General features: G+C 74.0%; 28 protein-coding genes. 20 read left to right on the top strand and 8 right to left on the bottom strand.

What is annotated here, in order from left to right:
- Positions 1 to 141 precede the first annotated feature (141 nt).
- Positions 142 to 1092 carry a mechanosensitive ion channel family protein gene (locus ACI784_RS22185; RefSeq protein ID WP_457014939.1) on the top strand — a complete coding sequence of 317 codons (951 nt, stop codon included), beginning with the start codon at positions 142 to 144 and terminating at the stop codon, positions 1090 to 1092.
- 13 nt (positions 1093 to 1105) lie between these two features.
- Here the strand turns inward: ACI784_RS22185 and ACI784_RS22180 are convergent, their stop codons facing one another.
- The 3 genes from ACI784_RS22180 to ACI784_RS22170 are packed head-to-tail and all read right to left on the bottom strand — an operon-like array spanning position 1106 to position 4478.
- On the bottom strand, positions 1106 to 1972 hold the full coding sequence (locus ACI784_RS22180; protein WP_457014938.1) for a metallophosphoesterase: 867 nt from the start codon (positions 1970 to 1972) through the stop codon (positions 1106 to 1108).
- The gene (locus ACI784_RS22175) at positions 1969 to 2994 is read right to left on the bottom strand and encodes an alpha/beta fold hydrolase (RefSeq protein ID WP_457014937.1); all 1026 of its coding nucleotides are present in this window, start codon (positions 2992 to 2994) and stop codon (positions 1969 to 1971) included. The genes ACI784_RS22180 and ACI784_RS22175 overlap by 4 nt, the downstream gene beginning before the upstream one ends.
- Positions 2991 to 4478 (bottom strand): phosphatase PAP2 family protein, encoded by a 1488-nt coding sequence (locus ACI784_RS22170; RefSeq protein ID WP_457014936.1) that lies wholly within the window; start codon positions 4476 to 4478, stop codon positions 2991 to 2993. Before ACI784_RS22170 ends, ACI784_RS22175 begins: the two co-directional genes overlap by 4 nt.
- 1063 nt (positions 4479 to 5541) lie before the next feature.
- On the opposite strand from ACI784_RS22170, the gene ACI784_RS22165 reads away from it, so the two are divergent.
- Positions 5542 to 5814 carry a hypothetical protein gene (locus ACI784_RS22165; RefSeq protein ID WP_457014935.1) on the top strand — a complete coding sequence of 91 codons (273 nt, stop codon included), beginning with the start codon at positions 5542 to 5544 and terminating at the stop codon, positions 5812 to 5814.
- Positions 5815 to 5909: 95 nt separating this feature from the next.
- The gene (locus ACI784_RS22160; RefSeq protein ID WP_457014934.1) at positions 5910 to 7160 is read left to right on the top strand and encodes a cytochrome P450; all 1251 of its coding nucleotides are present in this window, start codon (positions 5910 to 5912) and stop codon (positions 7158 to 7160) included.
- 580 nt (positions 7161 to 7740) lie between these two features.
- On the opposite strand, the gene ACI784_RS22155 is transcribed toward ACI784_RS22160, so the two are convergent.
- Entirely contained in the window at positions 7741 to 8460 is a 720-nt protein-coding gene (locus ACI784_RS22155; protein WP_457014933.1) for a hypothetical protein, read from the bottom strand.
- Positions 8461 to 9007: 547 nt separating this feature from the next.
- Between ACI784_RS22155 and ACI784_RS22150 the strand changes: the two genes are divergently transcribed.
- Genes ACI784_RS22150 through ACI784_RS22140 form a run of 3 tightly spaced genes read left to right on the top strand, consistent with a single transcriptional unit; the run spans position 9008 to position 10123 of the window.
- Entirely contained in the window at positions 9008 to 9307 is a 300-nt protein-coding gene (locus ACI784_RS22150) for a hypothetical protein (protein ID WP_457014932.1), read from the top strand.
- Positions 9308 to 9339: 32 nt separating this feature from the next.
- Entirely contained in the window at positions 9340 to 9591 is a 252-nt protein-coding gene (locus tag ACI784_RS22145) for a hypothetical protein (RefSeq protein ID WP_457014931.1), read from the top strand.
- Positions 9592 to 9643: 52 nt separating this feature from the next.
- On the top strand, positions 9644 to 10123 hold the full coding sequence (locus ACI784_RS22140; protein ID WP_457014930.1) for a hypothetical protein: 480 nt from the start codon (positions 9644 to 9646) through the stop codon (positions 10121 to 10123).
- Here the strand turns inward: ACI784_RS22140 and ACI784_RS22135 are convergent.
- Together ACI784_RS22135 and ACI784_RS22130 are read right to left on the bottom strand one after the other, a co-directional pair.
- Complete coding sequence (locus tag ACI784_RS22135; protein ID WP_457014929.1) at positions 10104 to 11180, bottom strand: AI-2E family transporter; 1077 nt, start codon at positions 11178 to 11180, stop codon at positions 10104 to 10106. The genes ACI784_RS22140 and ACI784_RS22135 overlap by 20 nt on opposite strands.
- A 91-nt stretch (positions 11181 to 11271) precedes the next feature.
- On the bottom strand, positions 11272 to 11574 hold the full coding sequence (locus tag ACI784_RS22130) for a hypothetical protein (RefSeq protein ID WP_457014928.1): 303 nt from the start codon (positions 11572 to 11574) through the stop codon (positions 11272 to 11274).
- Positions 11575 to 11885: 311 nt separating this feature from the next.
- On the opposite strand from ACI784_RS22130, the gene ACI784_RS22125 reads away from it, so the two are divergent.
- Both ACI784_RS22125 and ACI784_RS22120 read left to right on the top strand, forming a co-directional pair.
- Complete coding sequence (locus ACI784_RS22125; RefSeq protein ID WP_457014927.1) at positions 11886 to 12215, top strand: STAS domain-containing protein; 330 nt, start codon at positions 11886 to 11888, stop codon at positions 12213 to 12215.
- Positions 12216 to 12292: 77 nt separating this feature from the next.
- Positions 12293 to 12448 carry a hypothetical protein gene (locus ACI784_RS22120; protein ID WP_457014926.1) on the top strand — a complete coding sequence of 52 codons (156 nt, stop codon included), beginning with the start codon at positions 12293 to 12295 and terminating at the stop codon, positions 12446 to 12448.
- 40 nt (positions 12449 to 12488) lie between these two features.
- Here the strand turns inward: ACI784_RS22120 and ACI784_RS22115 are convergent, their stop codons facing one another.
- Positions 12489 to 12896, bottom strand: a complete 408-nt coding sequence (locus ACI784_RS22115) for a four-helix bundle copper-binding protein (RefSeq protein WP_457014925.1) — start codon at positions 12894 to 12896, stop codon at positions 12489 to 12491.
- Positions 12897 to 13069: 173 nt separating this feature from the next.
- Between ACI784_RS22115 and ACI784_RS22110 the strand changes: the two genes are divergently transcribed.
- The 5 genes from ACI784_RS22110 to ACI784_RS22090 are packed head-to-tail and all read left to right on the top strand — an operon-like array spanning position 13070 to position 18431.
- Positions 13070 to 15520 carry a molybdopterin oxidoreductase family protein gene (locus ACI784_RS22110; RefSeq protein WP_457014924.1) on the top strand — a complete coding sequence of 817 codons (2451 nt, stop codon included), beginning with the start codon at positions 13070 to 13072 and terminating at the stop codon, positions 15518 to 15520.
- Positions 15517 to 15999, top strand: a complete 483-nt coding sequence (locus ACI784_RS22105) for a hypothetical protein (RefSeq protein WP_457014923.1) — start codon at positions 15517 to 15519, stop codon at positions 15997 to 15999. Before ACI784_RS22110 ends, ACI784_RS22105 begins: the two co-directional genes overlap by 4 nt.
- Positions 15999 to 16661 carry a hypothetical protein gene (locus tag ACI784_RS22100; RefSeq protein WP_457014922.1) on the top strand — a complete coding sequence of 221 codons (663 nt, stop codon included), beginning with the start codon at positions 15999 to 16001 and terminating at the stop codon, positions 16659 to 16661. The genes ACI784_RS22105 and ACI784_RS22100 overlap by 1 nt, the downstream gene beginning before the upstream one ends.
- 13 nt (positions 16662 to 16674) lie before the next feature.
- Positions 16675 to 17901, top strand: a complete 1227-nt coding sequence (locus ACI784_RS22095; RefSeq protein ID WP_457014921.1) for a cation:proton antiporter domain-containing protein — start codon at positions 16675 to 16677, stop codon at positions 17899 to 17901.
- A gap of 14 nt (positions 17902 to 17915) precedes the next feature.
- Positions 17916 to 18431 carry a DUF421 domain-containing protein gene (locus ACI784_RS22090; protein WP_457014919.1) on the top strand — a complete coding sequence of 172 codons (516 nt, stop codon included), beginning with the start codon at positions 17916 to 17918 and terminating at the stop codon, positions 18429 to 18431.
- 19 nt (positions 18432 to 18450) lie between these two features.
- Here the strand turns inward: ACI784_RS22090 and ACI784_RS22085 are convergent, their stop codons facing one another.
- Positions 18451 to 19809, bottom strand: coding sequence for a DUF2254 domain-containing protein (locus ACI784_RS22085; protein WP_457014918.1), 1359 nt, complete (start codon positions 19807 to 19809; stop codon positions 18451 to 18453).
- A gap of 138 nt (positions 19810 to 19947) precedes the next feature.
- Between ACI784_RS22085 and ACI784_RS22080 the strand changes: the two genes are divergently transcribed.
- The 7 genes from ACI784_RS22080 to ACI784_RS22050 all read left to right on the top strand — a co-directional run.
- The gene (locus tag ACI784_RS22080) at positions 19948 to 20721 is read left to right on the top strand and encodes a hypothetical protein (RefSeq protein WP_457014917.1); all 774 of its coding nucleotides are present in this window, start codon (positions 19948 to 19950) and stop codon (positions 20719 to 20721) included.
- A 1-nt stretch (position 20722) separates the two neighbouring features.
- Entirely contained in the window at positions 20723 to 21727 is a 1005-nt protein-coding gene (locus ACI784_RS22075; protein WP_457014916.1) for an ion channel, read from the top strand.
- A gap of 124 nt (positions 21728 to 21851) precedes the next feature.
- Complete coding sequence (locus ACI784_RS22070; RefSeq protein ID WP_457014915.1) at positions 21852 to 22478, top strand: iron transporter; 627 nt, start codon at positions 21852 to 21854, stop codon at positions 22476 to 22478.
- Complete coding sequence (locus tag ACI784_RS22065) at positions 22475 to 22975, top strand: hypothetical protein (protein ID WP_457014914.1); 501 nt, start codon at positions 22475 to 22477, stop codon at positions 22973 to 22975. The genes ACI784_RS22070 and ACI784_RS22065 overlap by 4 nt, the downstream gene beginning before the upstream one ends.
- A gap of 52 nt (positions 22976 to 23027) precedes the next feature.
- A complete protein-coding gene (locus ACI784_RS22060) occupies positions 23028 to 23531 on the top strand; it encodes a hypothetical protein (RefSeq protein WP_457014913.1) in 504 nt (167 codons plus the stop codon).
- 516 nt (positions 23532 to 24047) lie between these two features.
- Positions 24048 to 24197 carry a hypothetical protein gene (locus tag ACI784_RS22055; protein WP_457014912.1) on the top strand — a complete coding sequence of 50 codons (150 nt, stop codon included), beginning with the start codon at positions 24048 to 24050 and terminating at the stop codon, positions 24195 to 24197.
- 25 nt (positions 24198 to 24222) lie between these two features.
- The coding region (locus ACI784_RS22050) for a SpoIIE family protein phosphatase (protein ID WP_457014911.1) at positions 24223 to 26994 on the top strand (2772 nt) is incomplete at its 3' end.

Raw genomic sequence — 26994 nt, 5'->3', positions numbered from 1 at the left:
TCGACGCACCGGCAGGACCACGGCCACCGGCCGCGGCCGGCCACCCGATTCGCCGGGCGGACCGGGCCGGCTCGTCACGGATGCGCCATGCGGCCCGGTGGCACGGTTCGGGGGTCGGGCGCCCCCGGCAGACTCGCGGCCATGACGATCGAGGTCTTCGGCCAGGAGATACGCCTGCTGTTCCTCAGCGAGGAGAACGCGAGCAAGCTGCTGCTCACCGCCGTCCTCGTGCTGGCGCTGATGCTGCTGCGCTGGCTCGCCCGGGCCCTGTCCCGCTTGCTGCTGCGCGGCCTGCGCAACGAGCGGACCCGCTTCTGGACCCGGCAGGGCATCAACCTGGTCTTCACCGTCCTGCTCTTCCTCGGCCTCCTGTCCGTCTGGTTCGACGACCCGGCGCGGCTGGCCACCGGCATCGGCCTGGTCACCGCGGGGCTGGCTTTCGCCCTGCAGAAGGTGATCACCGCGCTGGCCGGCTACGTGGTGATCCTGCGCGGGGACACGTTCGACGTCGGCGACCGGATCACCATGGGAGGCGTCCGCGGGGACGTCATCGCCCTGGGCTTCGTACGGACGACGATCATGGAGATGGGCCAGCCGCCGGCGGTACAGCACACCGATCCCGCGCAGTGGGTGCGCAGCCGCCAGTACACCGGCCGGATCGTCACGGTCACCAACGACAAGGTCTTCGACGAGGCGGTGTTCAACTACACCCGCGACTTCCCCTACCTGTGGGAGGAGCTGAGTCTGCCGATCAGATACGGCGACGACCGGGACCGGGCCGAGCGGATCCTGCTCGAGGCGGCCCGGCGGCACACCGTGGCCGTCGACGAGATGCCCGCCGCGGCTCTGGAGAGGATGCAGCGGCGCTACTTCGTGCGTGGGGCCGATCTGGAGCCACGGGTGTACTGGCGGTTGACCGACAACTGGCTGGAGCTCACCGTTCGCTTCCTCACCGGCGTGTACGGGGTCCGGGACGTGAAGGACGCGATGTCACGGGAACTGCTGGCCGAGTTCGACGCCGCCGGCATCGGGCTGGCGTCGGCGACCTACGAGGTGGTCGGGCTGCCGCCGCTGCGGGTCGTCGCGGACTGACCGCGGGTCCACCTCAGCTGCCTGGCTGCAGCTCGAAGAACACCACCTGCGGCGGTGCGTTGATCCGCACCGGGATGACGCTGAAGCCGATGCCGCAGGTCACGAACATCTCGTTGCCCTGGGCGCCGTAGCCCTGCGGCGCCCACCCGTCGGCCACGACCTCTTCCTGCTCGGTGAGCTGGAGATAGGACCAGCGGGGCAGTCCGGGGATGGCGATCTGGCCGCAGTGGGTGTGCCCCGCGACGGTGAGCGGCGCACGGCCGGCCGGCAGCTCCGGGAAGACGCTCGGGTTGTGCGTCAGCACGACCCGAGGCGCGCCGTCGGGTACGTCGGCCAGCGCCGCCTCGACGTCGGCCAGCCCCGGCCGGGCCGCACCGATCCCCACGACGTGCAGGCCCCCGGTCCCGTCGACCGGAACCGCCTCGTTCTGCAGGACGGGGATCCCGATCCCCTCGAGGGCTGTGGTGAGCTCCTCGGCCATGCCGGCGGCGTGGTCGTGGTTGCCGAGCACCGCGAAGGTGGGGATGCCGGAGTCGGCCAGCGGCTGCGCCAGCTCCCGGACGCGGGCGACCTGGACCTCGACCCCCGGGTCACGGCTGTAGACGTAGTCGCCGCCGAGCAGGACCACGTCCGGGTCGGCCGCCAGGATCTCGTCGACGGCGTCCTCGACCATGCCGTCGTTGTCGAAGAAGGCGCCGATCTGCCAGTCGGAGACGACGGCGACCTCCGTGCCGGCGCCGGCCTCGGTCAGCCGTGGCAGCGCGACGTCGAAGCGTTCCTCGTCGAGGATCATCCGCGGCTCGATGAGGGTGCCGTAGGCGAGCAGGAGGACGAGCAGGACGCCCAGTGCGAGGCCGAGGCGCTTCAGCCAGCGCGTCATGAGGATCTCCGTTCGCCGGTGGGGTCCCGATGCACCCGGGCCAGCAGGCCCCGCAGCGCGGTGTTGACGGCGGCGGCGTGGCTGAGGGTGACCATGTGCCCGGCGCCGGGGACGAGGACCAGGCCGGCGCTCGGACCGATCCGCCCGGTCAGCCGCCCGGCAGTGGCGGGGTCGATGGTGGCGTCCCGGGTGCCGGCGAGGACGAGCACCGGGACGTTCCGCAGGGCCTCCACCGCGGCCTGCTGGCGGGAACCGGTGCCGTAGCCGGCCAGGCCGAGCAGGTGGGCGGCCATCACCGCGGTCGGCGTCCGCTCCCAGGACCGGATCGTCTGCCGGACCGCTGCCTCCGGCGGGTCGCCGGCGAACAGCCGGCGGCGGACGAGCCCCTGCACCGGCCGGGAGCGGAACGGCTGGACCTCGTGGATCAGCGGGGCGGCCAGCCACAGTAGCCAGGCGACTCCGAGTCCCAGCACCGTCCGCAGCCGGGCCCGGGCCCCCGGCTCGAGCCCGGCGGCGGCCGGCGGTGCGGCGGCGGTGGACAGCAGCGCCACTCCGGCGATGCGGCTCCCGAACTGCTCGGGCCGTTCGTGGGCCAGCGCGAGCACGGCCATGCCGCCCATCGAGTGGCCCACCAGCACGACCGGCCCCGGTCCGGCCACGGTGTCGACCACCCGATGGAGGTCGCGGCCGAGCCGGCGGGGCGTGGCCCGCAGCGACCCGGCCCAGCCGCTGCGGCCGTGTCCCCGCTGGTCGAACCGGACCACCCGGGTGCAGCCGCGCAGCGCTGCCCACTGCGGGTCGAACATCGAGGATCGGGCGGCGAAGCCGTGCACGAGGACGACGGTCACCGGCGCGTCGTCCGGACCGTCGGTCTCCACGTGCAGCCGCACCCCGTCGTCGGTGCGGACCCCGGCCGGGTCGCCGGTGAGCTGCAGCGCCGCCCGGCGTGCGTGCCACAGCCGGAGCGCGGTGGCAGCGCCAACCGCGGTCCCGGTGAGAACCGCAACCCGGCGGGCCCTCACGCCGACCGCCGCGGCGGCTCGGCGGCCGGCCGGACGGCCGTGCCCGCTCGGACCCCACGGCCGGGGGACGGCAGGAGGACCCACGCGCAGATCCAGACCCATGTCGCGCCCAACACCAGTCCGGCCAGCACGTCGGTCGGGTAGTGCGCGGCGACGTAGATCCGGGAGACGCCCACGGCGATGCCCAGGACGACGGGCAGCGCCACCGTCGCCCACCGCCATCGCGAGCGGCCGTAGGCGACGGCCAGTCCGGCCAGGGCGCCGTAGACGGTGACCGCGGCCGCGACGTGCCCCGACGGCCAGCTCGCGGCGCTGGGCAACCCCACGGTGAGGTCGGGGACCTCCGGCCGGAGCCGTCCGACCAGCTGGGAGGCGGCGCCGTAGACGGCGAGCTCGCCGAGCAGCGCGATGACGACGAAGGCGACCGGCCGCCAGCTCGCCGCGACCGCCAGCCCGAGGGTCATGAGAGCCAGCCCGACACCGATCACCGCCGGTGTGCCGCCGGCGGCGCCGACCACCTCCGTCACCGCCGACAACGCCGGGTCGCGCAGGGCGACGATCCAGCGGACGGCCGCGCGGTCGGCCCGGCCCACCCACGTGTCGACGAGCACGGCGGTGACCAGGACCCCCAGCCCGGCGACGACCGCGAGGAGCGCGAGGAGCGCGCCGAGCAGACGCAGCGCCGAGGCCCGGCCACCGGGCGACCCCGGGTCGGCGGCCGGCGCGGCGTGGGCGGCCTCGTCCGGCGGGACGTCGAGGGGGTCCAGTGCCTCGTCCGGGTGGCGGCCCAGGTCGTGCTGCCACGCGCGGAACGCCGCCACGGTGGCGACCAGCCACCCGGCACCGAGGGCCCAGCCGGCGAGGACGTCGGAGACGAAGTGGACGCCCAGCGCCAGCCGGGTGAACCCGATCACCACCACGAGGAGGGCCGTCGCGGCGATCAGCCACGGGCGGAGCCCACGCCGGACGGAGGGCAGAGAGACCAGCAGCAGGGTGCTCCAGACGACGAGCGCGGTCATCGAGTGGCCGCTGGGGAAGCTGGCGTTCGACGGCGTCTGGACGACGGGGATGTCCACGACCGGCCTCGCCCGGTCGACGATCGACTTGGTCAACGGTCCGAGGACGGCCAGACCCAGGCCGGCGGTCGCGACGAAGGCGGCCAGCCGCCGCTGTCGGCGGATCAGCAGGAAGGCCGTGGCCAGGGTCATGACGAGGACCGCGAAGGCGGTGCCGCCCAGGTCGGTGACCCCGCGCAGCACCGACACCAGCGCCGGGGACGTGCTGACCGCCTCGTTGAGGGCGGCGGCCACCTCGGCGTCGACCTCGGCCAAGGGTGGCCACGAGGCCTGGACGAGGAGCCACAGCAGCAGGAAGGGGACCGCTCCGAGCAGGACCGCGGCCCACCCGAGCACGGCGCGCAGCTCGAAGCGGCCCAGGCCCGTGGTGCCCGTGCGATCGGTCCGGAGGTCGACGGTGGATCTCATCGCGAATGGGGCTACCCGCAGCCGGGATCGGGCAGAACCCGGTCGGCCTTACGCTCCCGTGACAACCCGGCGATGGCCGCGCCCCGGCCGGGAGGGTCGCCTCGCCGTGTCACAGGGCGTCGACCTGGTCGCCCGGCCAATGGGAAGGGACGTGTTCGCCGGCTCTACCGCCAGCTACGTGAGTCACCCGCGGACTTCGGCGGGAGCGGCTCCCGAGGCCAGGGAACAGCTTCCCCGTGAGCGCCATTCCGCCGTCCCGCGAGCCCATCGGGCGTCGTCCGGACAGGACGGTCCCTGCGTCTGGCTCCGCCGGCCCATGAACGCGTGGAGTCGCCGAGCCGAGCAGCAGCGAACATGACGAGATCGTGACAACCCCCCTCGGTGCTCCCTGGCACCTGGGTCCTCGGAGGCCGGGGTATGTCCACCGGTCATGGACGACCCACGCAGACCGCGGGACGACCAGCAAGCCCGTCCCGCACCTGACACCACGATCGCCGCCGCCCTGGCGCCGCCACCCCGATCGACACGGGCCTGGGCCTCATCTTCCTCGTGGTCGTGACGGGGTTGTGCGCACAATCCGGGGTGCTCCTGCTCTTCACCGCCGCCCCCACCGGCTACACGTCGACCCTGCTGGTGGTGGCCGTGGCCGCCGCTCCCGCCGGAGGAGCTGGAGTCCTCAGGTCGCCGTGCTGCCGAGGGTGACCCGCCGGCCCGTGCATGACGGGTGGGCGACCACTCCGTCACGGAGCGTCCCCCCACCACGGCGATCGGCGCAGGCCCCGATCGTCAGCGACAGACAGCAGCAATGGCGGTCCGGGACTCTGGTCATGCATCGGCCGCCACGGCGTCCTGCGGGTACGAAACGGGTCGGACCTCCAACGGCAGCCAGGAGGGAGCGACGTCTCCGAAGCCTCTCCTGGCACCGGCGCTCATCTGTGGCGGCCAGTTTGCGGATCGGTGTCAGGACGACGGCAACACGGTCGAGTCCCGTCCTCGGGGCAACCGGTCGCCCGTGGCGCCCCAGTGCCACACCGCCCGAGCCGCCCCGCACCCGGAGGTCGCGATGTCCCAGGTCCACGTCCGCAGCCTCGCCGCCATTGACGCCGATCTCCACTCCTGCCGGATCGTCCTCCGGGACGCCGAGCAGGAGCTCACCGCAGTGAGGCGGCGCCAGGAGGAGCTCGCCGACCTCGAGGCGACCCTGGTGGTGACGATCGACGCCCGCAAGACGCGGGTCGACCACCTCCTCGACGAACGCCTGCACACGGATGCCTCCCCGGCCGAGCCGGTGCCAGTCGGGACGGCCCTGCACAACGGGCTGACGCCCCTGGGCTGAGGACACGTCGGCGTCACCAAGCGCACGTCGGCTCAGCCGACGGGCACCCGCCGCACCCGGCGACCGGCCCGGCCACCAGATGAGGAGCCTTCCCCGTGACCGACGAGATCCCCACCGCCGGTGGGGTGGACGGCAGCGCCGCCCTGCTGAAAGAGGGCTACACCTTCGGCGTCCACCGTTTTCTGCGGACGGGTTCGGACGTCTTCGAGACCCGGCTCATGCTGCGGCCGGTGGTGGTCGCCTACGGCGAGGAGGCCGCCCGGCTGGTGTACGAGCCCGACCGGATGACCCGCCGCGGGGCCCTGCCGCCAACGACTCTCACGCTGCTGCAGGACTTCCGCAGCGTCCAGCTTCTCGACGAGCGGCCGCACCGGCACCGGAAGGCGATGTTCATGTCGCTGATGACGCCCCCGGCGATCGACGAGCTCGGCGACCTGGTGGAGCAGGAGTGGCGCGCCGGGATCGGGCAGTGGGCGCGGACCGGCCAGGTCGTCCTGCTCGACGCCGTCCGGGAGGTGCTCTGCCGCGCGGTGTGCGCCTGGGCAGGAGTGCCACTGGCCCCCGACGAGGTGGCCTCTCGCACCCGGCAGCTCGCGGCCATGGTGGAGGGCGCCGGGTCGGTCGGGCCGCGCAACCTCCGCGCGCAGGTGCTGCGGCACCGGGCCGAGCGCTGGGCCGGGGAGCTGATCGAGCGTGAGCGCCGGGCAGTATCGGCGGTTCCCGAGGGCCGGGCCGCACAGGTGATCGCGCGGCACCGCGACGAGGACGGCCGGCTGCTCGACGTCGAGACCGCGCGGGTCGAGCTGATCAACGTCCTGCGGCCGACCGTGGCGGTGTCCCGGTACGTCGTCTTCACCGCCCTCGCCCTGCTCCGGCACCCGAACGCCCGGGCCCGGGCCGCAGGCGATGACCAGTACCTCCGTTGGTTCGTCCACGAGGTGCGCCGGTACTACCCGTTCTTCCCGATGGTCGGGGGGCGGGTGCGCGAGGAGTTCGACTGGCGGGGCCGTCACTTCGGGCCCGGCGCGTGGTTCCTGCTCGACGTCTACGCCACCAACCACGACCCGCGGATCTGGGACGAGCCGGCCGCGTTCCGGCCCGAGCGCTTCGCCGGGCGGGACGGCAGCCCCTACAGCTTTGTGCCGCAGGGCGGTGGCGACCACGAGTCGGCCCACCGCTGTGCCGGGGAGTGGTTGACCATCTCGGTCATGGAACGGGCGGTGCGACTGTTGACCACTGCGATGACGTACGAGGTCCCGCTCCAGGATCTGAGCGTCGACCTGTCCCGGATGCCGACTGCGCCGGCCGGCGGCCTGCGGCTGTCCCTGGTCCGGCCGGCCGCATGAGGGCCGGCCGTCCTGTCCGAGGCACTGGCCCGACGTGCGGGGGCGGTCGTCCCGGGGCTGCGTTGGTGAGGTGCCGAACCGCCGGTTCCCCATCGACAGGAGACGCGGACACCGTCGAGGCGCAACTTCGCCCTGGTCACCTGCGGCAGCGCCTCCCACCTCGACGCCGAGCCCACCGGGAGGACGTGGTCACGTCCACGCGCCTGGTGGTGGTGCCCTGACCGGCCGGTACCTGCTGGGACCCGGGGCTTCGGCTCTCTCGACGGTTCCCCATCGGAACGCGTCACGTGCGTGTCTCCGCCCTGACCCCGGGTCATCCGGAGTCGCCGAGGCCGTGCGGCAGCCTGCTCGTGTCCGCCCTCTGCGACTGGGCCGCGGTGTGGCTGCGCGGCGACGACGGCGCGGTGGTGACCACGACCCCCGGCACGACTGGGTGGCCCGGCCCGGACCGCCGCGGCCAGCGCGGCGGCCTTCCCGCTCGTCGCCTCCCGGTCGGCAGCGCGCTCGTCCAGCAGGACGACGCGTGGGTGCCGACGGCAGCGCCGTGCCGTCGGGACAGGGTGCCGTCGCCCGCTCGCGGTCAGCCCTCACCCTGGTCGCCCGCTGGATCGCCCGCGGTGTTGTCGTCGTCGTCGATGCCCCCGGTCCCGGGGTCGACGCCGTCGGGGTCCTGGTCCCCACCCTCGACGCGGTCCGGAGGCGAGGGGACCGGTGTGCCGTCCCCGGTCGGGTCCTGGTCGGCGTCGCTGTCGGGGAAGTCGAAGGGCGGGGACGGCGTCTGCCCCTCCGCGGAGACCATGACGTCGACGGTCACATCCCTGGCCTCGGCGAACGTGAAGGTGACCGGGATCGACTCCGAGGAGCGCAGGGACTCTTGGAGGCCGAGCAGGGTCACGTTCGGGGGGCCCTCGGCGCCGACGTAGAGGTTGTCGTCGGCGTCGACCTGCAGCGGCAGGCCCTGGCCGTCGGACGTCTCCACCTCGACGCCGGAGAAGTCCGGGCCGCTGATGTCGGTCAGGGTGGCCGGCTCGGTACCGGTGTTGGCGACGGCGAAGAACAGCCGGGCGTCCTCGCCCTCCTCGTACACGCCGTCGAGGGGGTACTCCAGCTGCACCTGCAGCAGGTCGAGGTCCTCCGTCACCATGACGTCGGGGCCGACGGCGCCGCCCTGCACCTCCCGTTCGTCGTCCTGCAGCGGGTTGTCCTCGTCCTCGCCGCAGGCCCCGAGGACGAGTGCGGCCCCGACGAGCGCGGCGGCCAGCCGGCGGGAGGGTCGAGGCAGCGTCGGGCGGTCGGTCATCTCTGCTCCCTGGAGTCGGTTCGGGGCGGCATCGCTCCCGGCCGGCCGGCGTGCCGGCCGTTCGGCGACGGGCCGGACCCGCCGGCCGGGAGGACACGGACGGTCACCCGCTCCATGCCCGGCTCGCCGCGTCGCCCGACGCCGGCAAGGGGACCTGTCACGGAGCCGTAACCTCGTCCCTCGACCGGCGGCACAGCCGCCCGGACCGGAGCCCGCGGCACCGTGGTCCGGCGGCAGCCGGGTTCGTCACCGGATCGCAAGACCGTCGCGGGGGCGATGCAATGTCGGCGGGGCATGGTGGGAGGCGTCCACGGAACCGGCCCACACCGGCCGCGGGAGGGTCGCCCTCCCCCGGGCGATGGGGGTCCTTCCGGGTCCGCAGTGGTCCGTTGCCGTGGGCGCACGGCACCCGCCCCGCCTCACTGGTCCTCGACCGGTCTTCCCGGGGCGCCGCACCGAACGGGCGGGTGATCCACCTCAGCCGAACCGCAGTGGCCGGATCGCGCAGCGATCGGCGTCCGCGGTCCCCGATCCTCGGGAGCACACCATGGCCCGACTCGTCGTCCCGCTCCTCGTTCTCTGTCTCGGCGCCGCGATCACGGGTGCCGTCGTTCCGGGCCTGTTCCCCCTCACCCTCGTCGCCATCGGCGGGCTCCTGCTCGTGGGGGGGACCGGGGTGGGCACCTATCTGGCGCGCCACCGAGAGCCGGCGGCACCCGCCGAGCAGCCGGCCAGGCTGCGGCTGGTCACCTCGGCGGCGGTCCCCGTGGCGCCCGTCGCCTCGGCGCCGGCAAGCCGTGCCGGGGTGCGGAGCCGCGCCGGCGGAGGCGTGCCCAGGGCGGCCTGAGGGGATGCCCCCCTCAGCCGGTGGGGGACGCGGTGGGTGAGCCGGGCGCGAGCTCACCGGCCCCCGGCTCGGCGCCCTCCGTCCCGCCGGCGGCCGGCCGCGGGCGGACCGTCGCTCTGGCGCTGACCGTCGTGCTGGGCACGGTCCTGCTCCTCTGGGGCGCCGACCGGCTCGCCCGCTGGGGAGCGGGGTCGGTGCTGTCCCGCGCGGTGCAGGAGCAGACCGGCGTGCTCGACCCGCCGGCTGTGACGGTGGGCCCCGTCCGGCGCGTTACAGCCCGATGACAGTTGCCTGCCACGGGGGTGCTGCCCCTTTCCCCGCCCCTACCGTCGGAACATGGAGACCAGGACCGCACGCTCCCGGCGGCTCTCCTCGGGCCTGTTCGCCGGCGCCCTGCTGCTGACCCCGCTCGCCGCCTGCAGCGGCGACACTGAGTCCGGGGACGTCGACGCGTCCCCTGAGGTCACCGCCACGGAGAGCGCGCCCGCGGACGAGACGAGCGGGAGCGGTGACGCCGGTGACACGACCGAGCCGCAGGACCCGACCGCGACCGCGGGGCAGGGCGGCGACACGGACCCCGACGTCGACTGCTCGGGGAACTCCTGCTCGGTGACCCTGTCCGGGGAGGGTGCGGAGGCTGACATCCTCGGTACGCAGATCGTGCTCGGAGGCGTGGAGAACGGCCGGGCCACCCTCCGGGTCGGGGACCGGGACCTGTCCTGCGGTCAGGGTGAGGACGTCTCCGCCGGCCCGCTGACGCTCGCCTGCTCGACGGTCACCGAGGACACCGTCACGCTCACGGCGTCGCTGGGCTGAGCCCCGGCCGGCCGTCGGGTGGGGGCCCCTCGGCCGGCGCCGGTGGCGGCGGGGACACCGGGTGGGTCCGCAGGTGCTCGCCCACCCGGTAGCCCACGGCCACCACGGGGACCGTCAGGAGGGCGCCCGGGAGGCCCAGCGCCAGCGTCCCGGCCGTGACGGCGACCAGGGTCACGACCGGGTGCAGGTGGACGGCCTTGCGCATGATGAGCGGCTGCAGCACGTTGCCCTCCACCTGCTGGACCACCAGGACGACCACCAGCACGATCAGCGCGTCGGTGACGCCGTCGGTCACGAGGGTGACGAGGACGGCGACCGCACCGCTGACCGTGGCCCCGAACAGGGGGACGAACGCCCCGAGGAAGGTCAGCAGGGTCAGGGACAACCAGAACGGCACGCCCAGCAGCAGGAGCGCGAGGCCGATCCCGATCGCGTCTATGAGGGCCACGACGACGAGGCCGCCGGTGTAGCGGGTCAGGGTGGACCACGCGGCCCGGCCGGCGCCGTCGAGCTGTGCGCGCCGGGCTCCTGGCACCCGGGCGAGGAACCAGGCCCACATCCGCTCGCCGTCCTTGAGCAGGAAGAAGACGAGGAACAGCACGAGGATCAGGCCGCTGGCGGCGTAGAGGGCGGTACGGGCGCCGTCCGCCGGGCCCGGGGTGGCCTCGTACAGCCAGGTGACGAGCCGGTTGCGCAGATCGGCGACCTGCGCAGGGTGCAGCCCCAGCGGTCCCTCGACCAGCCAGACCCGGATGCGGTCGAGGCCTGCGGCCACCGGCCGGGTCAGGTCCTGCAGCGCGGCTGTGGCACGGAACCCCAGGAGGAATCCGACCCCCGTCAGGGTCGCGAGCAGCAGCAGGACGGGGAGCAGGGCCGACCAGGCGGGTGGCAGCCCCGCGCGTCGCAGCCGCTGCGAGACCGGGCCGGCCGCGGCCGTGACCATGAGGGCCAGGGCGACGCTGAGGGTGAGGAAGGGCAGCCAGAGGAGGAGCGACACGGCCAGCCACGCCACGGCGGCGAGCGCCAGCACCGCTGCGCAGCGGGCCAGGGTCCGCACCGTCCACGCCGGGACGGCGCTGCCACCCGCGACACCGGGACGACCCGCCGCACTGGACGACGTCGGTCTCGACCCGGCATCGCCCGGCGGGTCAGGCCGATCGTCGCGTGGCGTGCGGCGAAGCACGGTGGATCTCGTATCCGGGTGCGGCGGGGATGTCGTCGTCGACCACGAGGGAGATGCGTGCCGCGGGCGAACGCGAGTCGTCCCCCCAGGCGGCGGAGGACCGGTCGACGGCGGTGTGCGCACGGAACCGGGCGAGCACCTCCGGCCGCACGTGGATGGCGACCGGTTCGGCGGTTCCGGGGCGCCAGGCCTCGGTGAGGAGATCTTGGGTCGTCACGATCGGTGAGCGGGCATCCGGAACGGTGCCCGGCAGCCGAGGCGTCGTCATGGTGGTCGCTCCTGGCTCGTCGTGTCGACCCGCGGCACACCGCGGGTCCTCCTTCGGCTGTGCCCCGGGGGACTGGAGGCGAGGGCGGATGTCGTCAGGTCGTCGCGAACCCGTCACGGTTCCGCAGCACCGGTTCCCCGTGGGTACCGCGCGCACGGCCCCACCAGGCTCCGGGTGGACCTCGACTGAGACGAGTTCATGACGCTTCGGCTCAGGGCCTTCTCCGGCACCGGCGGACCGGTGAACCTGGATGCCGACCGGCTCCGGTGCTGACCCGACCGGCCGGCCGACCGGGCGACGGAGGCTCTCGGATGGCACAGACCAGCGGCCGGATGGCACACACCACCGGCCCCGAACGCAGCCCGTCATCGGGGGGTGATTGCTCGTTCACCGAGGCCATCGACCGACGTACCGGCTGCATCCGCGCCAGCGGCCGGCTGGACGAACGGGCCGCCGACATGGTCAGCGGCACGATAGAGACCCTGCGCGATCGTGGCTGGGTCCGGATCGTGCTCGACCTGGGCGGCGTCCTGGACGCCGACGAGGCGGGGCTGCGCGCGCTCCACTCCCTGGAGCGGCGGATCGCGGCCGACGGCGGGCACGTGGCGCTGCTCAACTGTCCCGACGCCCGGTCGGACTAGGACGGGGTCGGCGGCCGCCGGCCACGGCGGCGCCGCCGACCCCCACCGGCCGATCTCCCGATCCCCGGAGGTGCACAGTGCGTGGCCCCGTTCTCCTGCTGCTCGTCGCGTGCCTGAGCGTCGTGGTGGTGGACGCGGTCATCGACGGCCCCTTCTGGCTCGCCGTCGTCGCCCTCTCCCTCGTCCTGTGCATCGGTGCCCTGGCGGTGAGCACCCTCCACTTCCGCGCCTGAGCAGCGGGGGCGGCGCGGCCGCAACGCCCCGCCACGGCACTCAGCCCAGGCCGGCGAGCAGATCGCGGCAGGCCTGCTCGCACCGCCGGCACGCCTCGGCGCAGATGCGGCAGTGCTCGTGCATCTCGGCATGGCTCGCGCACTCGTCGCCGCACGCCTTGCAGGCCGCGGCGCAGGCCTCGAGCACCGCGCGGGTGAGGTTCGCGTCGTAGCCGGTGTGCCGCGAGAGCACCCGGCCGGTGGCGTCACAGAGGTCGGCGCAGTCGAGATTGCTGCGGATGCACTTCGTGAGCTCCGCGACGGTGTCCTCGCTCAGGCAGGCGTCGGCGCAGGCGGTGCAGGCCTGGGCGCACTCGTAGCAGGCCTCGATGCACTCCTGCAGCGCCCGGCGGTCGGCCCCGGCGAGGTCCTTCGGGTAGCTCTCCAGCATCTGTCCGGCAACGGTCATGGGTCCCTCCTCGTGTCGGTGTGGCGTACGGACCGCCCCGCCCCTACCCCGGCTCGGTGCCGCCCCGCCCGATGTCACGGATTCGTCATGTGCCCGGCCGCGCTGGTCCCGGCCGGGCGGGTAGGGGGGCACGGGCCCGCGACGGCGGGTCGACGTGCGGAGAGGAGCAGCCGATGTCCCGGGTCGACCGGATCGCCGAGCCGTGGGGGACGCGGACGCCGTACGGGCCGGGGGAGACCTGGCCGACGCGGGTGGACTCCTACCTCGCCGACGGCCTGACCGAGGACGACGTGGACCGGTGGGTGCAGTCGGCGACGATCCTGCACAGCAACGGCGACGGCCTGGACATCGCGGTGAAGGACGGCCGGATCGTCGGCGTCCGCGGCCGGGCAGTGGACCGGGTGAACCACGGCCGGCTGGGGCCCAAGGACCTGTTCGGGTGGCAGGCCAACAACTCACCCGACCGGCTCACCCGGCCGCTCGTCCGGCGGGACGGCGAGCTGGTGGAGACCGACTGGGACACCGCGATGGACGCCGTCACCGGCCGCTGCCGCGAGCTGCTCGACGAGCTCGGCCCCAGCTCGATCGCGTTCTACACGACCGGGCAGCTGTTCCTCGAGGAGTACTACACCCTCGGGCTGATCGCGCACGGCGGCATCGGCACCAACCACGTCGACGGCAACACCCGGCTGTGCACCGCCACGGCGGCCGCGGCGCTCAAGGAGTCCTTCGCCTGCGACGGGCAGCCCGGCTCCTACACCGACATCGACTCCGCGGACGTCATCTGCCTGTACGGGCACAACATGGCCGAGACCCAGACGGTGCTGTGGACCCGGGTGCTCGACCGGCTGGCCGGGCCGAACCCGCCGGCGGTGGTCTGCGTCGACCCGCGGGAGACGCCGGTGGCCCGGGCGGCGACCGTGCACCTGGCGCCGCGGCCGGGGACGAACGTGATGCTGATGAACGCCCTGCTGCACGAGATCGTCGGCAACGGCTGGATCGACCGGGCCTACGTGGACGCCCACGCCGTCGGCTTCGCCGAGCTCGAGCAGCGGGTGGCCGACTACACCCCCGAGGTGGCCGCCGAGGTCTGCGACGTCCCGGTGGGGCAGATCCGGGAGGCCGCGCGGATCATCGGGCACGCCGAGCGGCTGCTCTCCACCGTGCTGCAGGGCTTCTACCAGTCGCACCAGGCCACCGCGGCCGCCGTGCAGGTCAACAACGTGCACATCCTGCGCGGCATGCTGGGCCGGCCGGGCTGCGGGATCCTGCAGATGAACGGCCAACCGACCGCGCAGAACACCCGGGAGGCCGGGGCGGACGGGGACCTGCCGGCGTTCCGCAACTGGTCCAACGAGTCACACGTCCAGGACCTGGCGCGGGTGTGGAACGTCGACCCGATGGACATTCCGCACTACTCACCGCCCACCCACGTGATGCAGCAGCTGCGCTACATCGAGGAGGGGTCGATCCGGTTCTTCTACGTCACCGCCACCAACCCGGTGGTGTCGCTGCCGGAGCTGCGCCGGGTGCGCGAGCTGCTGAGCCAGGAGCGGCTGTTCCTCGTCGTGCAGGACGTCTTCCTGTCCGAGACCGCGCAGCTGGCCGACGTCGTCCTGCCCGCGGCGACCTGGGGGGAGAAGACCGGCACCTTCACCAACGTCGACCGCACGGTGCACCTGTCGGAGAAGGCCGTCGACCCGCCCGGCGAGGCCCGGCCGGACCTGGACATCCTCATCGACTTCGCGCACCGCCTCGGCCTGCGGGACAAGGACGGCGCGCCGCTGGTGAAGTGGTCCGACCCGGAGGGCGCCTTCGAGGGCTGGAAGGAGTGCTCCCGCGGCCGGCCCTGCGACTACACCGGGCTCAGCTACGACAAGCTGCGCGGCGGCAGCGGCATCCAGTGGCCCTGCACCGAGCAGCACCCGGACGGCACCGAGCACATCTACGCCGACGGCCGGTTCTGGGCCGAACCGGACTACTGCGAGAGCTACGGCCGGGACCTGGTCACCGGGGCGCCGCTGGACGAGACGGAGTACCGGGCGCTCAACCCGTCGGGCAGGGCGGTGCTCAAGGCCGCCGAGTACCTGCCGCCGCACGAGCTGGTCAGCCAGGAGTTCCCGTTCCAGCTGGTCACCGGCCGGACGCTGTACCACTTCCACACCCGCACGAAGACCGGCCGCGCGCCGCAGCTGCAGGCCGCCGCTCCGGAGGTGTGGGTGGAGATGGCCGCCTCCGACGCCGCCGACCGTGGCTGGGCCGAGGGCGACCTGCTGGAGGTGACCACTCCACGCGGCCGGGTGCAGGGCCGGCTGCGGATCAGCGGCATCCGCCCCGGAGTGCTGTTCCTGCCGTTCCACTACGGGTACGGGGACGAACCCGGCGGCTGGGAGCCGGACGGTGAGCGTGGAAGAGCAGCCAACGAGCTCACCCTCACCGACTGGGACGCCTGCTCCAAGCAGCCGATCTTCAAGACCGCCGCCGCCGCGGTCACCCGGCTCGCGGCGGCCACCGGTCCCGCGCCCGCACCCACGACGACCGGCTCCCGGCCGGTCACCGGGGACGTGCCGCCGACCCGCGGCGGCGAGGCCGCGCTCGCGACCGAACAGGAGGTGGCCCGGTGAAGCTCGACCTGGCGATCGAGGAGCTGCACCGCTCGGAGAACCACCTGCACCGGGTGCTGCTGGCGGTCTCCGACCGGCACAAGGCCGACCACGAGGTGTTCTACGTCGCTCGCGACATCGCCCGGTGGTCCGGCCGGCACGTCACCGAGCTGGCCCGCATCGGCACCGACTTCGGCCTCGACCTCGATCCGGAGCCGGCGGGCGAGCCGGGGACCCTGGAGCGGGTCCAGCAGGCCACCTCGGACCTGCTCGGCCGGCGCCCCGAGCCCGGTCTCCTGCTGCTGGCCGACCTGCGCCACGTCCACCGGGAGGCCGCCGGGGTGTCGCTGGACTGGGAGCTGCTCGCCCAGGCTGCCCAGGGCGCGCGCAAGCGCGAGCTGCTGGCGCTGGCGGAGCGCTGCCACCCCGACACGCTGCGGCAGATGCGCTGGGCCAACGCCAAGCTCAAGGAGTCCGCCACCCAGGCCCTGGTGAGTTGATGAGCGACCCGCAGACCCGCGTCGTCCTGCGCCCGGTCGCCACTCCGCTGCCGCTCGGGTTCCTCGCCCTGGCCCTGGCGACCGTGGCGTTCGCCGCGGTCCAGCTCGGCTGGGTCCCGCCGAGTGAGGGCCGGATCGCCGGTCTCGTCGCGCTGGCCGCCACCGTCCCGCTGCAGCTCACCGCGGCCGTCGTCGGGTTCCTGGCCCGTGACCCGGTGGCCGCCACCGGCATGGGCGTGCTGACGGGCACCTGGGCGACGGTCGCGTTGACGACACTGACCTTGCCGCCCGGGGCCACGAGCGGGGGCCTCGGCGTCCTGCTGCTGACCGCCGGGATCGCCATGCAGGTGCCGGCCGCCGCGGCCGCGGCGAGCAAGCTCGTCCCGGCCGCGGTCATGTGCCTCGCGGGCGTCCGGTTCGCCGTCACCGGGGCGTACGAGCTCACCGGCTCGACCGCCTGGCGGTCCGCCGCCGGCTGGGTCGGCCTGGCACTGGGCGCCCTCGCGGTGTACGCCGCGCTGGCGCTGGAGCTGGAGGGCAGCGAGCGGCGCACGGTGCTGCCGCTCGGCCGGCATGGCGCCGGGCGGGCCGCCGTCCGCGGGGAGGGGCCACTGGCTCCCGCGGACCTGGCGGCGGAGGCCGGCGTCCGGCCGCAGCTGTGACCGGGGAGGATCAGTGCTGATCGACGTCGTCCTCGCCTTGGCGGGAGCGCTGGGACTCGTCGTGGCCGCCCTCTCCGGCCGCTTGCGCCGGTGGCCGGTGTCCGAGCCGGTGCTGGCGCTCGGGCTGGGCGTGGTCATCGGTCCTGAGCTGCTCGGCGTGGTCACCCCGGCCCCGCTGACCGAGGACACGACGTGGCTGCACACCGCGGCCCGGCTGCTCCTGGCCATCTCCGTCATGGCGGTGGCCCTGCGTTACCCGGTGCGCGACGCGCGGGCGCGGTTGCGCCCGGTCCTCCTGCTCCTGGCGGTCGCGATGCCGGTCATGGCCGTGGTGACGGCCGGGCTGGCTGCGGCGATCCTGGGGGTCGGGCTGGGCGCCGCGGCGCTGATCGGGGCGGCCCTCTGCCCCACCGACCCCGTGCTCGCCTCCAGCGTGGTCACCGGCGAACCGGCCGAGGAGGACCTCCCGGCCCGGGACCGGCAGGTCCTCTCCCTGGAGTCCGGCGCCAACGACGGCCTGGCCCTGCCGCTGGTCCTGATCGCGGTCGCCGTCGCCGGCGCCGGCAGTGTCGGGGCGGCCCTCGCCGAGTCGCTGTGGCAGGTGGCCGGCGCCGTCCTCCTGGGAGTCGTCCTCGGCTGGGTCGGCGCCCGGGCCCTGCGCGCGGGCGAGGAGCACGGCTCCACCGACACGGGGCCTCGGCTGCTGTTCACCGCCGTGCTCGCCTTCGCCGTCCTGGGGGCGGCGGGGCTCGTGCACGTCGACGGGATCCTCGCGGTGTTCGTCGCCGGGCTCGCCTTCAACGCCGCGGCCACCGGCCCCGACCGCACCGACGACGTCCCGATCGACGAGGCGGTCAACCGCTTCCTCGTGCTGCCGCTGTTCGTCGCCCTCGGCGTCGTCCTGCCGTGGTCGGCGTGGGTCGACCTGGGGTGGAGGGGGCCGGCCCTCGTGCTGGCGGTCCTGCTGTGGCGGCGGCTGCCGGTCGTGCTGCTGCTGCGCCGGCCGCTGCGGCTCCAGCGTCCGGACGCCCTGTTCCTGGGCTGGTTCGGTCCGATCGGCGTCTCGGCGCTGTTCTACCTGGCGATGGAGGCCGAGCGCCTGACCGTGGACCCGGTGGTGCTGGCTGCCGGCAGCCTGGTGGTCGTGGGCAGCACCGTCGTCCACGGCGTCACGTCCTCGCCCGGCCGGGTGCTGTACCGGCGCGCCTCCGCAGTCGCAGCTGACACCCCGACTCACTGAAGGAGGCCCGCCGCATGTGGTTCGACTCCTGGTCCGACCTGGGCCGCATCCTCGCCATCGGGGCCAGTGCCTACGTCACGGTGGTGCTGGTCCTGCGGCTGTCCGGGAAGCGGACGCTCGCCAAGCTCAACGCCTTCGACCTCGTCGTCACGGTGGCGCTGGGCTCGACTCTCGCCACCATCCTCCTCAGCGGTGACGTGTCATGGGCCGAGGGCGCCGTCGCGCTGCTGGTCCTGGCACTGCTGCAGTCGGTGGTGGCCTGGGGAACGGTGCGTCGCCCCGGGCTGCGCCAGGTGGTCACCTCTCGGCCCACCCTGCTGCTCCGGGACGGCTGCGTGCTGCCCTCATCCCTGCGGGACGAGCGGGTGTCGGTGGATGAGATCCGGCAGGCCGTGCGGGCGTCGGGCTCCGGGGACGTCTCGTCGATCGCCGCGGTGGTCCTGGAGAGTGACGGGTCCCTGAGCGTCATCCCCGTCTCGAAGGTGGGCGACGGGTCCAGCCTGCGCGGGGTGCGAGGGGCCGAAGGCTGACCTCAGCGCGGCGTGGCCCTCACAGCGGAGGAGCCCAGCGGCCGGCGAGGGCGTCGGTGAACTCCTGCCGCCATCGCTCGGTCTCGACCGCGCTCACGTCGGTGGAGTCCACCGCGAGCCAGATGACGCGTTCCAGGTACTCGCCCAGTTCCCCGTCCAGCGCGCCGCGCGGGGCCCGCCAGGCCAGCTCCCGCAGCAGGCCGGCGAGGCGGCGGAGCACCGCGGGCTGCCCCTCGACGAAGTGCAGCGGCTCCTCGAGCCCCAGCCGCACGAGAGCGTGGGCGTCCCACTGCGGCACGACCAAGCGGACCCGCCCGTCCCGGTCCCGGAAGACCAGCGGCTGCAGCCGGTGGGTCACGAGCTCTCCCAGCAGCGCGGAGACGTGGGACAAGGCGTGCGCTGCCGTCGTCGGGTCGTTCGTCCCGGGGGAGAGGGCGCGAACGGCGATGTCGACGACCTTGCGGAGGCTGTAGGCGACGTCCCGGTCGGGGCTGCGCTCGTGGCCCAGGCGCACGTGCTGGTGCAGCGCCCGCTCCACTCCCTCGAGGTCGGGCGCCGCATCGAAGCCGGTAGGACGGACGTGGGCGAGCGGTGTGCCGGCCACCACCGAGTCACCGATCCGCGGCTGGAGGACCACGGACACGTCAGCATCCGCGGCCGCGGCGGCGATCCGGTCGCCGTCCACGTCGGTGACGAAGCCGCTCCGGTGCGCGCAGACGTGCGTCGCCGGGCCGGAAGGCAGGGGGCCGTCGGCGCCGGCGTCGTCGTCCAGGCGCGGCAGCTCCCGCGCGTAGGTGTCCCGCGCCTCGTCGGAGACGTCCCGCAGCATGGTCTCCACACGCAGGGACCGGGCCAGGTGGCCGAGGAACAGCACCAGGCCCATGACGCTGGCCAGGGTGAGGACGAAGCCGACGGTGACCGACAGCCGCGGCACGAACGCCGGTCCGGCCGACTCCTCGGTGCGCACCGTGCGCAGCACCGTGAGGGCGTAGACGAAGGTGCCCACCAGGAGGGCCAGGACGATCTGGACCACCCGGTCGGTGACGAACGTCTGCAGGAACCGCGGCGAGTGCTGGCTGCTGGCCAGCTGCAGCGCCACCACGGTGAAGGAGAACGTCAGCCCGGTCACGGAGATGAGGGATCCGGCGATCGCGGCCAGCACGTCTCGCGCCGCCGACGGTCCGCCGCCGAAGACCAGCGTCAGAGGGTGTTGGCCACCGGGTTGTTGGAGGAGGTGGTCCAGCGCCGGGAGCCCGATGCCCAGTCCGATGGCCAGGACGATCGCGAGCACCGGCAGCGGCCACAGCGAGCTGCGCAGCCACGTCCAGATCCGCTCTGCGGTGCGCCCCAGGAGTCCTCCGTCGGCAGGTCGTCGCACGCTCCAGTGCGTACCTCGCTGGAGCTCCCCGCCGCGGATCGGGGCCGATTGTCACGCGGTCGTCACACGCCGCCCGAGTGGCCGGCGGTGTCGGGGGAAGGGGAAGTCGTCGATGGACGTGGCGACGGGAGGTTGTGCGTGGACGAAGAGCTGACGGCGACACATTCTGTCCTCGGCGCCCTGGTCATCAGCTTGCTCCTGGCGGCCTTGCACGTGGCGGCGCCCCGGATCCGCCGACTGCCGCTCGTCCCCGAGGCCGTGACGGGGTCGTTCGCCGGTGGCCTCGCGGTGGCCTACGTCTTCCTCCATCTCCTTCCCGAGTTGGCGGAGGGCAACGAGGCCATCGGCGAGGCGCTCGGCGACGTCGTGCAACCCACGCCCCTGCTCGACCTCGGCATCTTCCTGGTCGCCTTGACCGGCTTCGCGGCGTTCTACGGGCTGGACCGGCTGGCCCGACGACACGCGGCGACCGGCACCGGCGGGCGGGAGCCGGCCGGCGTCTACTGGCTCCACCTCGGCTCGTTCATGGTCTACAACGGCCTGATCACCTACACGATGGCCCTGCGCCTGCGGACCGGGCTCGCCTTCGCCGTCCTCTTCGCCATCGCGATGGGCCTGCACTTCGTGCTCACCGACCGGTCGCTGGAGGAGCACTACCCACGACGGTTCCCTCGCAGCGGCCGGATCCTGCTGGCCGCGGCGCTGCTGGCCGGGTGGGGCCTGGACGCGCTCTTCGCGCCGACGAGCACGGTGGTCGTGGCGCTGCTGACGGCCCTGCTCGGAGGCTCGATCCTGCTCAACGTCTTCAAGGAGGAACTGCCATCGGCCGGGCGGTCCAGTTACCGCTGGTTCCTCGTCGGGCTGGCTCTCTATGCCGGCCTGCTGACCCTCGTGACCGCCCTGGGGGAGTGAGGTGACCGGCGCTCTCGCCGTCGGGGGCGGGGTGGTCCTGGTCCTCGCCGTGCTGTTCGACGTCCTGACGACGACCCTCACGCTGGGCGAGGGCGCCGGGCCGCTGACCCGGCGGCTGGTCGGATGGCTCTGGCGCGGGCTGCTGCGGCTGCGGCCGCCCGGGAGCCGGTCGAAGCTGCTGTCCAACGCCGGGCCCGCACTGCTCGTGGTGACGGTGGTCGTCTGGGTCCTGGCGACGTGGGCCGGCTGGTGGCTGGTCTTCCTGGGCAGCGGCTCGATCGAGATCGCGGACACGGGGGTGGCCGCCTCCCCCTCGGACGTCGCGTACTTCGCCGGTTTCGCCGTCTTCACCCTCGGCGTCGGCGACGTCGTCGCCTCCTCCCCGGGCTGGCGGGTGGTGACGTCGGCCGCCAGCTTCGGCGGGCTCGCGCTCGTGACACTCGCGATCACGTACCTGCTGTCGGTCGTGTCCGCCGTGGTCAGCCGCCGGGCGCTCGCCGTCCAGATCCGGGCGCTCGGCGCCACGGCGGCGGAGCTGGTGACCGCCGGGTGGTCGGGCGGGTCCTTCAGCCCGGCATTCACCCAGCACCTGGTCGGCCTGGTCGCCCCGCTGGCGACCGTGGTGCAGCAGCACTTCGCCTACCCGGTGCTGCACTACTTCCGCAGTCGCTCCCCGGAGGAGTCAGCGCCCGTGGCGATCGCCGTCCTCGACGACGCCCTGCTCCTGCTGGACGTCGCGGTCGATCCGGCCGTCGCGCCGGAGCGGGCCGCCGTCGCACCCGCGCGGCGCGCCATCGACCGCTACATCCGGACGGTCGGTGGGACGTCGGCATCCCGCCCCGACGACGAGCCGCCTCCGCCGCCGTCCCTGGCGCCGCTGATGCGCGCCGGCATCCCGCTGCGGCCGGGAGCCCCGTCCGCGGTGCGGCTGGCCGGAGCGAGCGATCGCCGGCGCCGCCTGCAGGAGCTGGTCAACGACGCCGGCTGGTCGTGGCCGCCGTCCTGACGCGGCCGGATGTCGGTGGTCCGACCTCGATGTGTCACTCCCGTGACGAAGCCGCCGGCCGTCGTTTCCGGCCGGACGCCCCGGGCAGCCGGGTGGGAGGTCATCCAGCGAGGGGAGCGGGATCGTGTCGGCAGGGTATGCGGTACTGGAGCGGTCGACCCCGGCGGTCCGGCCGCCGATGGGGGAGAGCAACGAGGCCGAGCCGGGGCAGTTGGGCACCGCCCGGCGTCAGGGGGACGCCTACGGCAGCGCCCTGCAGGCGATGGCAGAGGAGGACGGCGCGGCCGTCGCGCGCGCCGGTCACTACCTCCTCGCCCTCGTGACGGAGCAGGCCGAGGGCATGTACGCCCCCGACGACTCGGGGCGTCTCATCTGGCGCGAAGCGCCGGGAGAGGCGAACGCCCACATCGAGGTGGCCGTCGCTGACGGAGCCGACGGCCGGTTCGTGCCCGGGCTCGACGTCACGGTCACCGTGCTGGACGGGGACCGGGAGCTGTTCAGCCATCCGGCACCGTTCCTGTGGCACCCGTTCCTCCATCACTACGGCCTCAACGCAACGGTCCCCGGTGGGGGGCCGTACACCGTGGTGGTCCACATCGAGCCGCCGTCCTGGATGCGTCACGACCCGCGGAACGGCAGGCGTTTCGGCGAGCCGGTCGACGTGGTGTTCGCCGACGTGGGTTTCGAGCCCGGGCGAAAGCCGAGCCCCGACGCCGGACCCCGGGGTCCGGAGACCCCGTACGCGCGGTGACCACGGTGACCTCGGAGGCGGCGGAGGACCACGTGGAGGACACGATGCGGGATCCCGCCCTGCGGCACCGGAGCAGCGGGGACGTCCTGGCCGCGCACCTGCGGCTGCGGAAGGCAGGAGAGCTGGAGCGGGACCTGCGTGACAACTACTCACCGCACATCGTCGTCCTCACCGCCCGCGCGGTCTTCAGGGGCCACGAGGGTGTCAGGAGATCAGCACACCGGCTGTGGGCCGCCATCGGCCCCGAGGGTTCCTACACCTACAGCCATGTGTTGGCCGATGACCGGATGTGCCTGCTCGAGTGGCGGGGCGGCGACGACCGCTTCCGGGTCCGGTGCGGTGTCGACTCCTATCTCATCGAGGAGGGCTGGATCACCGCCCAGACCATCCACTACCGCGTCGAGGACCTGACCCTGTCCACGTCGGGAGAGCACGTGCTGGCCGATCAGGACCGGCTGCCGTCTCTGACCGGAGACCAGCCCCGGCCTCGCCACTGACGCGCGCCGCCCGGAACCGACTCACGCCCGCAACCCCAGTCAGGAGAACAGCATGTCCGCCTCCCGCTCTCTGGGCCGTCTCGGACTCGGCGGAATGACGGCTTTCGCGGTGACCGCAACGACGACGCTCTCGGCCTGCGCGGAGAATCCCCAGCAGCCCGAGACGGCCGGTGATGCTCCGGACATCCGCGGTCCGGAGGACCTGGAAGATCCGTACGACGGTCCCTACACCGAGGACTTCCACACCGATGTGGAGGCCTACGTCCACCAGGAGGTGACGCTCGAGGCGTCCGTGGAACGCGTCGTCTCATCCATCGCCTTCACGATCACCGGTCCTGACGGAGAGGACGTCCCGCCGCTGCTCGTCGTGCTGGACGATCCGCTGCCAGATCTGCAGGCCGGTCAGGACGTGGTCGTGGCGGCGACTCCTCAGGACGACTTCGCGGTGTCGGCCGTGGAGGACCGACTGGATGCACACGTGCCCGAGGAACCCTATGAGGAGTGGGAAGGGGAGCCGTACCTGAGCGCCAGCAAGGTCGAGTCCCTCTCGTTGTAGAAGCGTCGGACGCGGGCCACGACGATCGCCAACTCCGAGGACGGATCCGCGCTGTCCTGTCGCAGGCCGACAACGACGTACCCGGCAGCTCACCCGGGGAGGCGGCGCGGCGGTCGAACGGACGCCGAACGCCAGGCACCTTGTGCGTGGTCACCGGTGCCCTGCACCAGGCACGAGACCGCCCCAACCCGGCGATGTGACAAGAGTGTGACATCTCGAGGAGGCCCCTCTCGGTCGCGGACCTTGCGGTCTAGCGTGCGATCAGAGCCGTCGGGTCTCACACCGCGGTGTGGTCGACGTCTGCTGCCCAACCCCGGTCAGCGCGTGCGCCCAGCTCCTCAGACCGGAGGGCATCCCTGGACCGCGATCGACCCGGCCCGCAGGAGAGATGCGAGATCCAGACTCGGATGAACACATCACCGTCTGAAGCCCACCGATCGACCGCCCCGTGATCCCGTCGTCGCACCCGGCAGCGGCGTGCTCGGTGCTCAGCCGTTGCCGATGACACTCAACCGGGTGGCGCAGCCCGAGGAGGCCGTCGCGGCAGCCGCGGAGGTCGCGGTCACCCTCCTGCAGGACGGCAGTGGCGGGAGCTTCCCGATCAGCGGCCTGCCCGCTGTCGACTCCTGTGCATGTCGGGACGAGGCCGGCGGGGGCGCTGCCTGACCGACGTCGAGGGGAGCGGGCCGTCGTGAGCACCTGGCGTTCACACGCAGGAAGCGTCGCCGCGGACCTGCGCGCTCAGCTGGAGGGCACGCGGACGCAACTGGAGGACGCTCTGGTCCAGCTCCGGGATGCATTGGCGCTGGTCGAGCACGCGCCGGACGCGATCGTGATCCTCGACGTCGACGCCGGTCGCTTCGTCCAGGCGAACGCCGCGGCCGAGGAGTTGTTCGGCGTGCTCCGCAACGAGCTGCTGCGGATGGGGCCGGTCGAGGTGAGCCCGCCGACCCAACCGGACGGCCGGTCGTCGGAGACGGCGGCGGGGGAGTACATCCAGCGGGCGCTGGACGGGGCCCGACCCCGGTTCGAGTGGGTCCACCGGCGCGCCGACGGCGGTGCGGTGCCCTGCGAGGTGACCCTGATGCGGCTGCCCTCGCCCGGCCGTCGGCTGGTCCGCGGCAGCCTGCTCGACATCACCGAACGGCGGCAGGCCGAGACCGCCCGCCGGGACGCCGCCGCGGCGCAGGCGGCGCGGCGGGCCGCGGAGGGCAGCGCGGCCCGGCTGCGGGCGATGGTGGCGGGGCTCAACGCAATCGTGTGGGAGCGTGAACCGCTCACCGGTCGGTCCTGGTTCGTCAACGCCCGGGCCGAGGAGGTGCTCGGCTACCCCGCCGGGTCGTGGCTGGCCGAGGCGAGTCTGTGGGAACGGATCCTGCACCCGGCGGACCGCGAGGAGGTGCTCGACCGGATTCGGCGGGCCCTCGCGGAGGACGGAGACGTCGCGCTGTCCTACCGGGTGCGGGCCGCCGACGGCCGATGGGTGTGGCTGCACCACCTCGAGCACATCGCCCGTGACGAGGCGGACCGCCCCACGGCGATGCACTCGGTGCTGATCGACGTCACCGAGCAGCGGCGGCGGGAACAGGCGGCGGCGTTACTGGCCGAGGCCGGCCGGGTGCTGGCCGGCCCGGGGACTGTCTCGGAGCGGCTCACCGCCGTCACGGGCCTGCTCGTCGGTGACCTCTGCGACTGGGCCGCGGTGTGGCTGCGCGGCGACGATGAGCGGTACCGGGCCGTGGCTGCTGCACCGGCCGACGTGGCCGGGCCGGTGCGAACACTGGGGTCCTTGCGGGTGCCGGAGGAGTTCGAGCCGCAGTTGCGCAGCGGGCAGGCGTTCGCAGTGCCCGAGGCGAGCGACGAGGTGCTGCGCGCCGCCACTTCGACCGAGGACCAGCTCGCCGTGCTGGAGGGCCTCGGCAGCCGGTGCTGGCTGGCGGCTCCGCTGATCACCGGCGGCACCCTTGCCGGGTTGCTGACCCTGACGAGCGGGCAGGCCGCCCGGTACGACGACGGTGACGTCGCGCTCGCCGAAGATCTCGGGTGGCGCATCGCCTCGATGGTCGCGGCCGAGCGCCAGACCACCCAGCGTCGCATGCTGCACGAGATCACCGTGGCGCTGTCGGCGGCCGGCACGGTCGCCGAGGCTGCTTCGGCTCTCACCAGCGGCCTGCGCACCGTGCTCGGCGCCTCGGTGGTCGCCGTGTGCACGCTCGGCGGCGAGGGACTGCTGCACCCGGTGGACATCGTCGGCTACCCGGCCGAGCGGCTGGCGCGGTTCGCCAGGATGCGCCTGGACGCCGGGCTGCCGCTGACCGAGGCCGCACTGACCCGCCGCCCGGTGTGGCTGGCCGACCGGGCGGCCGTGGTCGAGCGCTTCCCCGCGGTGGCGGGCAGCCTGCTGCCGCACACTGAGGGTGTGGCGGCGTTGCCGCTGCTGGTCGGCAACCGGCTGCTCGGCGCCCTGGGCGTCACCTTCACGACCGCGCGCCCCTTCGACGCCGAGGAGCGGGCGCTGCTGCTGACCATCGCCGGTCAGGCCGCCCTCGCCTTCGAGCGCGCCGCGCTGGCCGACGTCCGCCGGGAGATGGCCGAGACCCTGCAGCGCAGCCTGCTCCCGGGCGAGCTGCCGCAGGTGGAACGGCTGGCCGTCACGGCCCGGTATCTGCCGGCGGTCTCCGGTACGCAGGCCGGCGGGGACTGGTACGACGTGCTGCCGCTGGCCGACGGCCGCGTCGCGCTCGCCGTCGGTGACGTCGTCGGTCACGGTGCGGCGGCGGCGGCCGTGATGGGCCAGCTGCGCAGCGCCCTGGCCGGCCTGCTGCTCGCCGGCCATCCGCCGGCCGAGGCACTGCGGCTCCTCGACACGTACTCCGAGCACATCGCCGGCGCCCGGGTGGCCAGCGTGGCCTGCCTGCTGCTCGACCCGACCACCGGGAGCCTGGTCCACAGCTGCGCCGGCCACCCGCCACCGCTGCTGGTGGAGCCCGGCGAAGCGACCCCCCGGGGGATGTTCCTCGACGGTGGGAGCGGCCCGGTCCTGGGGCTGCCGAACCCGGGGCCCCGCCGCGACGCGGCCACCACCGTGCGGCCCGGAGCGACGCTCCTGCTGTACACCGACGGGCTGGTGGAGCGGCGCCGCGCCAGCCTCGACGACGGCCTGGCGCGATTGGCCGGCGCGGTCACCGCCCGGACGGCAGCGCCGCTGCCCGCGCTCGTCGACGGCGTCCTCCGCGACCTGCTGGAGAGGGAGGGCGCGGAGGACGACATCGCGCTGGTGGCGCTCCGACTGCTGCCCGCGCCGTTGCGGCTGGACCTGCCCGCAGAGCCGGCTCAGCTGCAGGGACTCCGTCGCGGGGGGGGGGGGGGGGGGGGGGGGGGGGGGGGGGGGGGGGGGGGGGGGGGGGGGGGGGCGGGGGGGGGGGGGGGGGGGGGGGGGGCGGGCGGGGGGGGGGGCGGCGCC

The sequence above is a fragment of the Geodermatophilus sp. SYSU D01186 genome, assembly GCF_054050215.1.
This window is presented reverse-complemented; position numbering and strand designations above follow the sequence as displayed.

Excerpts from the sequence above, each read along its gene's own strand:
- ACI784_RS22185 (WP_457014939.1), top strand. The coding sequence starts at position 142 with ATGACGATCGAGGTCTTCGGCCAGGAGATACGCCTGCTGTTCCTCAGC.
- ACI784_RS22180 (WP_457014938.1), bottom strand. The coding sequence starts at position 1,972 with ATGACGCGCTGGCTGAAGCGCCTCGGCCTCGCACTGGGCGTCCTGCTC.
- ACI784_RS22170 (WP_457014936.1), bottom strand. The coding sequence starts at position 4,478 with ATGAGATCCACCGTCGACCTCCGGACCGATCGCACGGGCACCACGGGC.
- ACI784_RS22165 (WP_457014935.1), top strand. The coding sequence starts at position 5,542 with ATGTCCCAGGTCCACGTCCGCAGCCTCGCCGCCATTGACGCCGATCTC.
- ACI784_RS22155 (WP_457014933.1), bottom strand. The coding sequence starts at position 8,460 with ATGACCGACCGCCCGACGCTGCCTCGACCCTCCCGCCGGCTGGCCGCC.
- ACI784_RS22150 (WP_457014932.1), top strand. The coding sequence starts at position 9,008 with ATGGCCCGACTCGTCGTCCCGCTCCTCGTTCTCTGTCTCGGCGCCGCG.
- ACI784_RS22140 (WP_457014930.1), top strand. The coding sequence starts at position 9,644 with ATGGAGACCAGGACCGCACGCTCCCGGCGGCTCTCCTCGGGCCTGTTC.
- ACI784_RS22130 (WP_457014928.1), bottom strand. The coding sequence starts at position 11,574 with ATGACGACGCCTCGGCTGCCGGGCACCGTTCCGGATGCCCGCTCACCG.
- ACI784_RS22125 (WP_457014927.1), top strand. The coding sequence starts at position 11,886 with ATGGCACAGACCAGCGGCCGGATGGCACACACCACCGGCCCCGAACGC.
- ACI784_RS22115 (WP_457014925.1), bottom strand. The coding sequence starts at position 12,896 with ATGACCGTTGCCGGACAGATGCTGGAGAGCTACCCGAAGGACCTCGCC.
- ACI784_RS22110 (WP_457014924.1), top strand. The coding sequence starts at position 13,070 with ATGTCCCGGGTCGACCGGATCGCCGAGCCGTGGGGGACGCGGACGCCG.
- ACI784_RS22100 (WP_457014922.1), top strand. The coding sequence starts at position 15,999 with ATGAGCGACCCGCAGACCCGCGTCGTCCTGCGCCCGGTCGCCACTCCG.
- ACI784_RS22090 (WP_457014919.1), top strand. The coding sequence starts at position 17,916 with ATGTGGTTCGACTCCTGGTCCGACCTGGGCCGCATCCTCGCCATCGGG.
- ACI784_RS22060 (WP_457014913.1), top strand. The coding sequence starts at position 23,028 with ATGTCCGCCTCCCGCTCTCTGGGCCGTCTCGGACTCGGCGGAATGACG.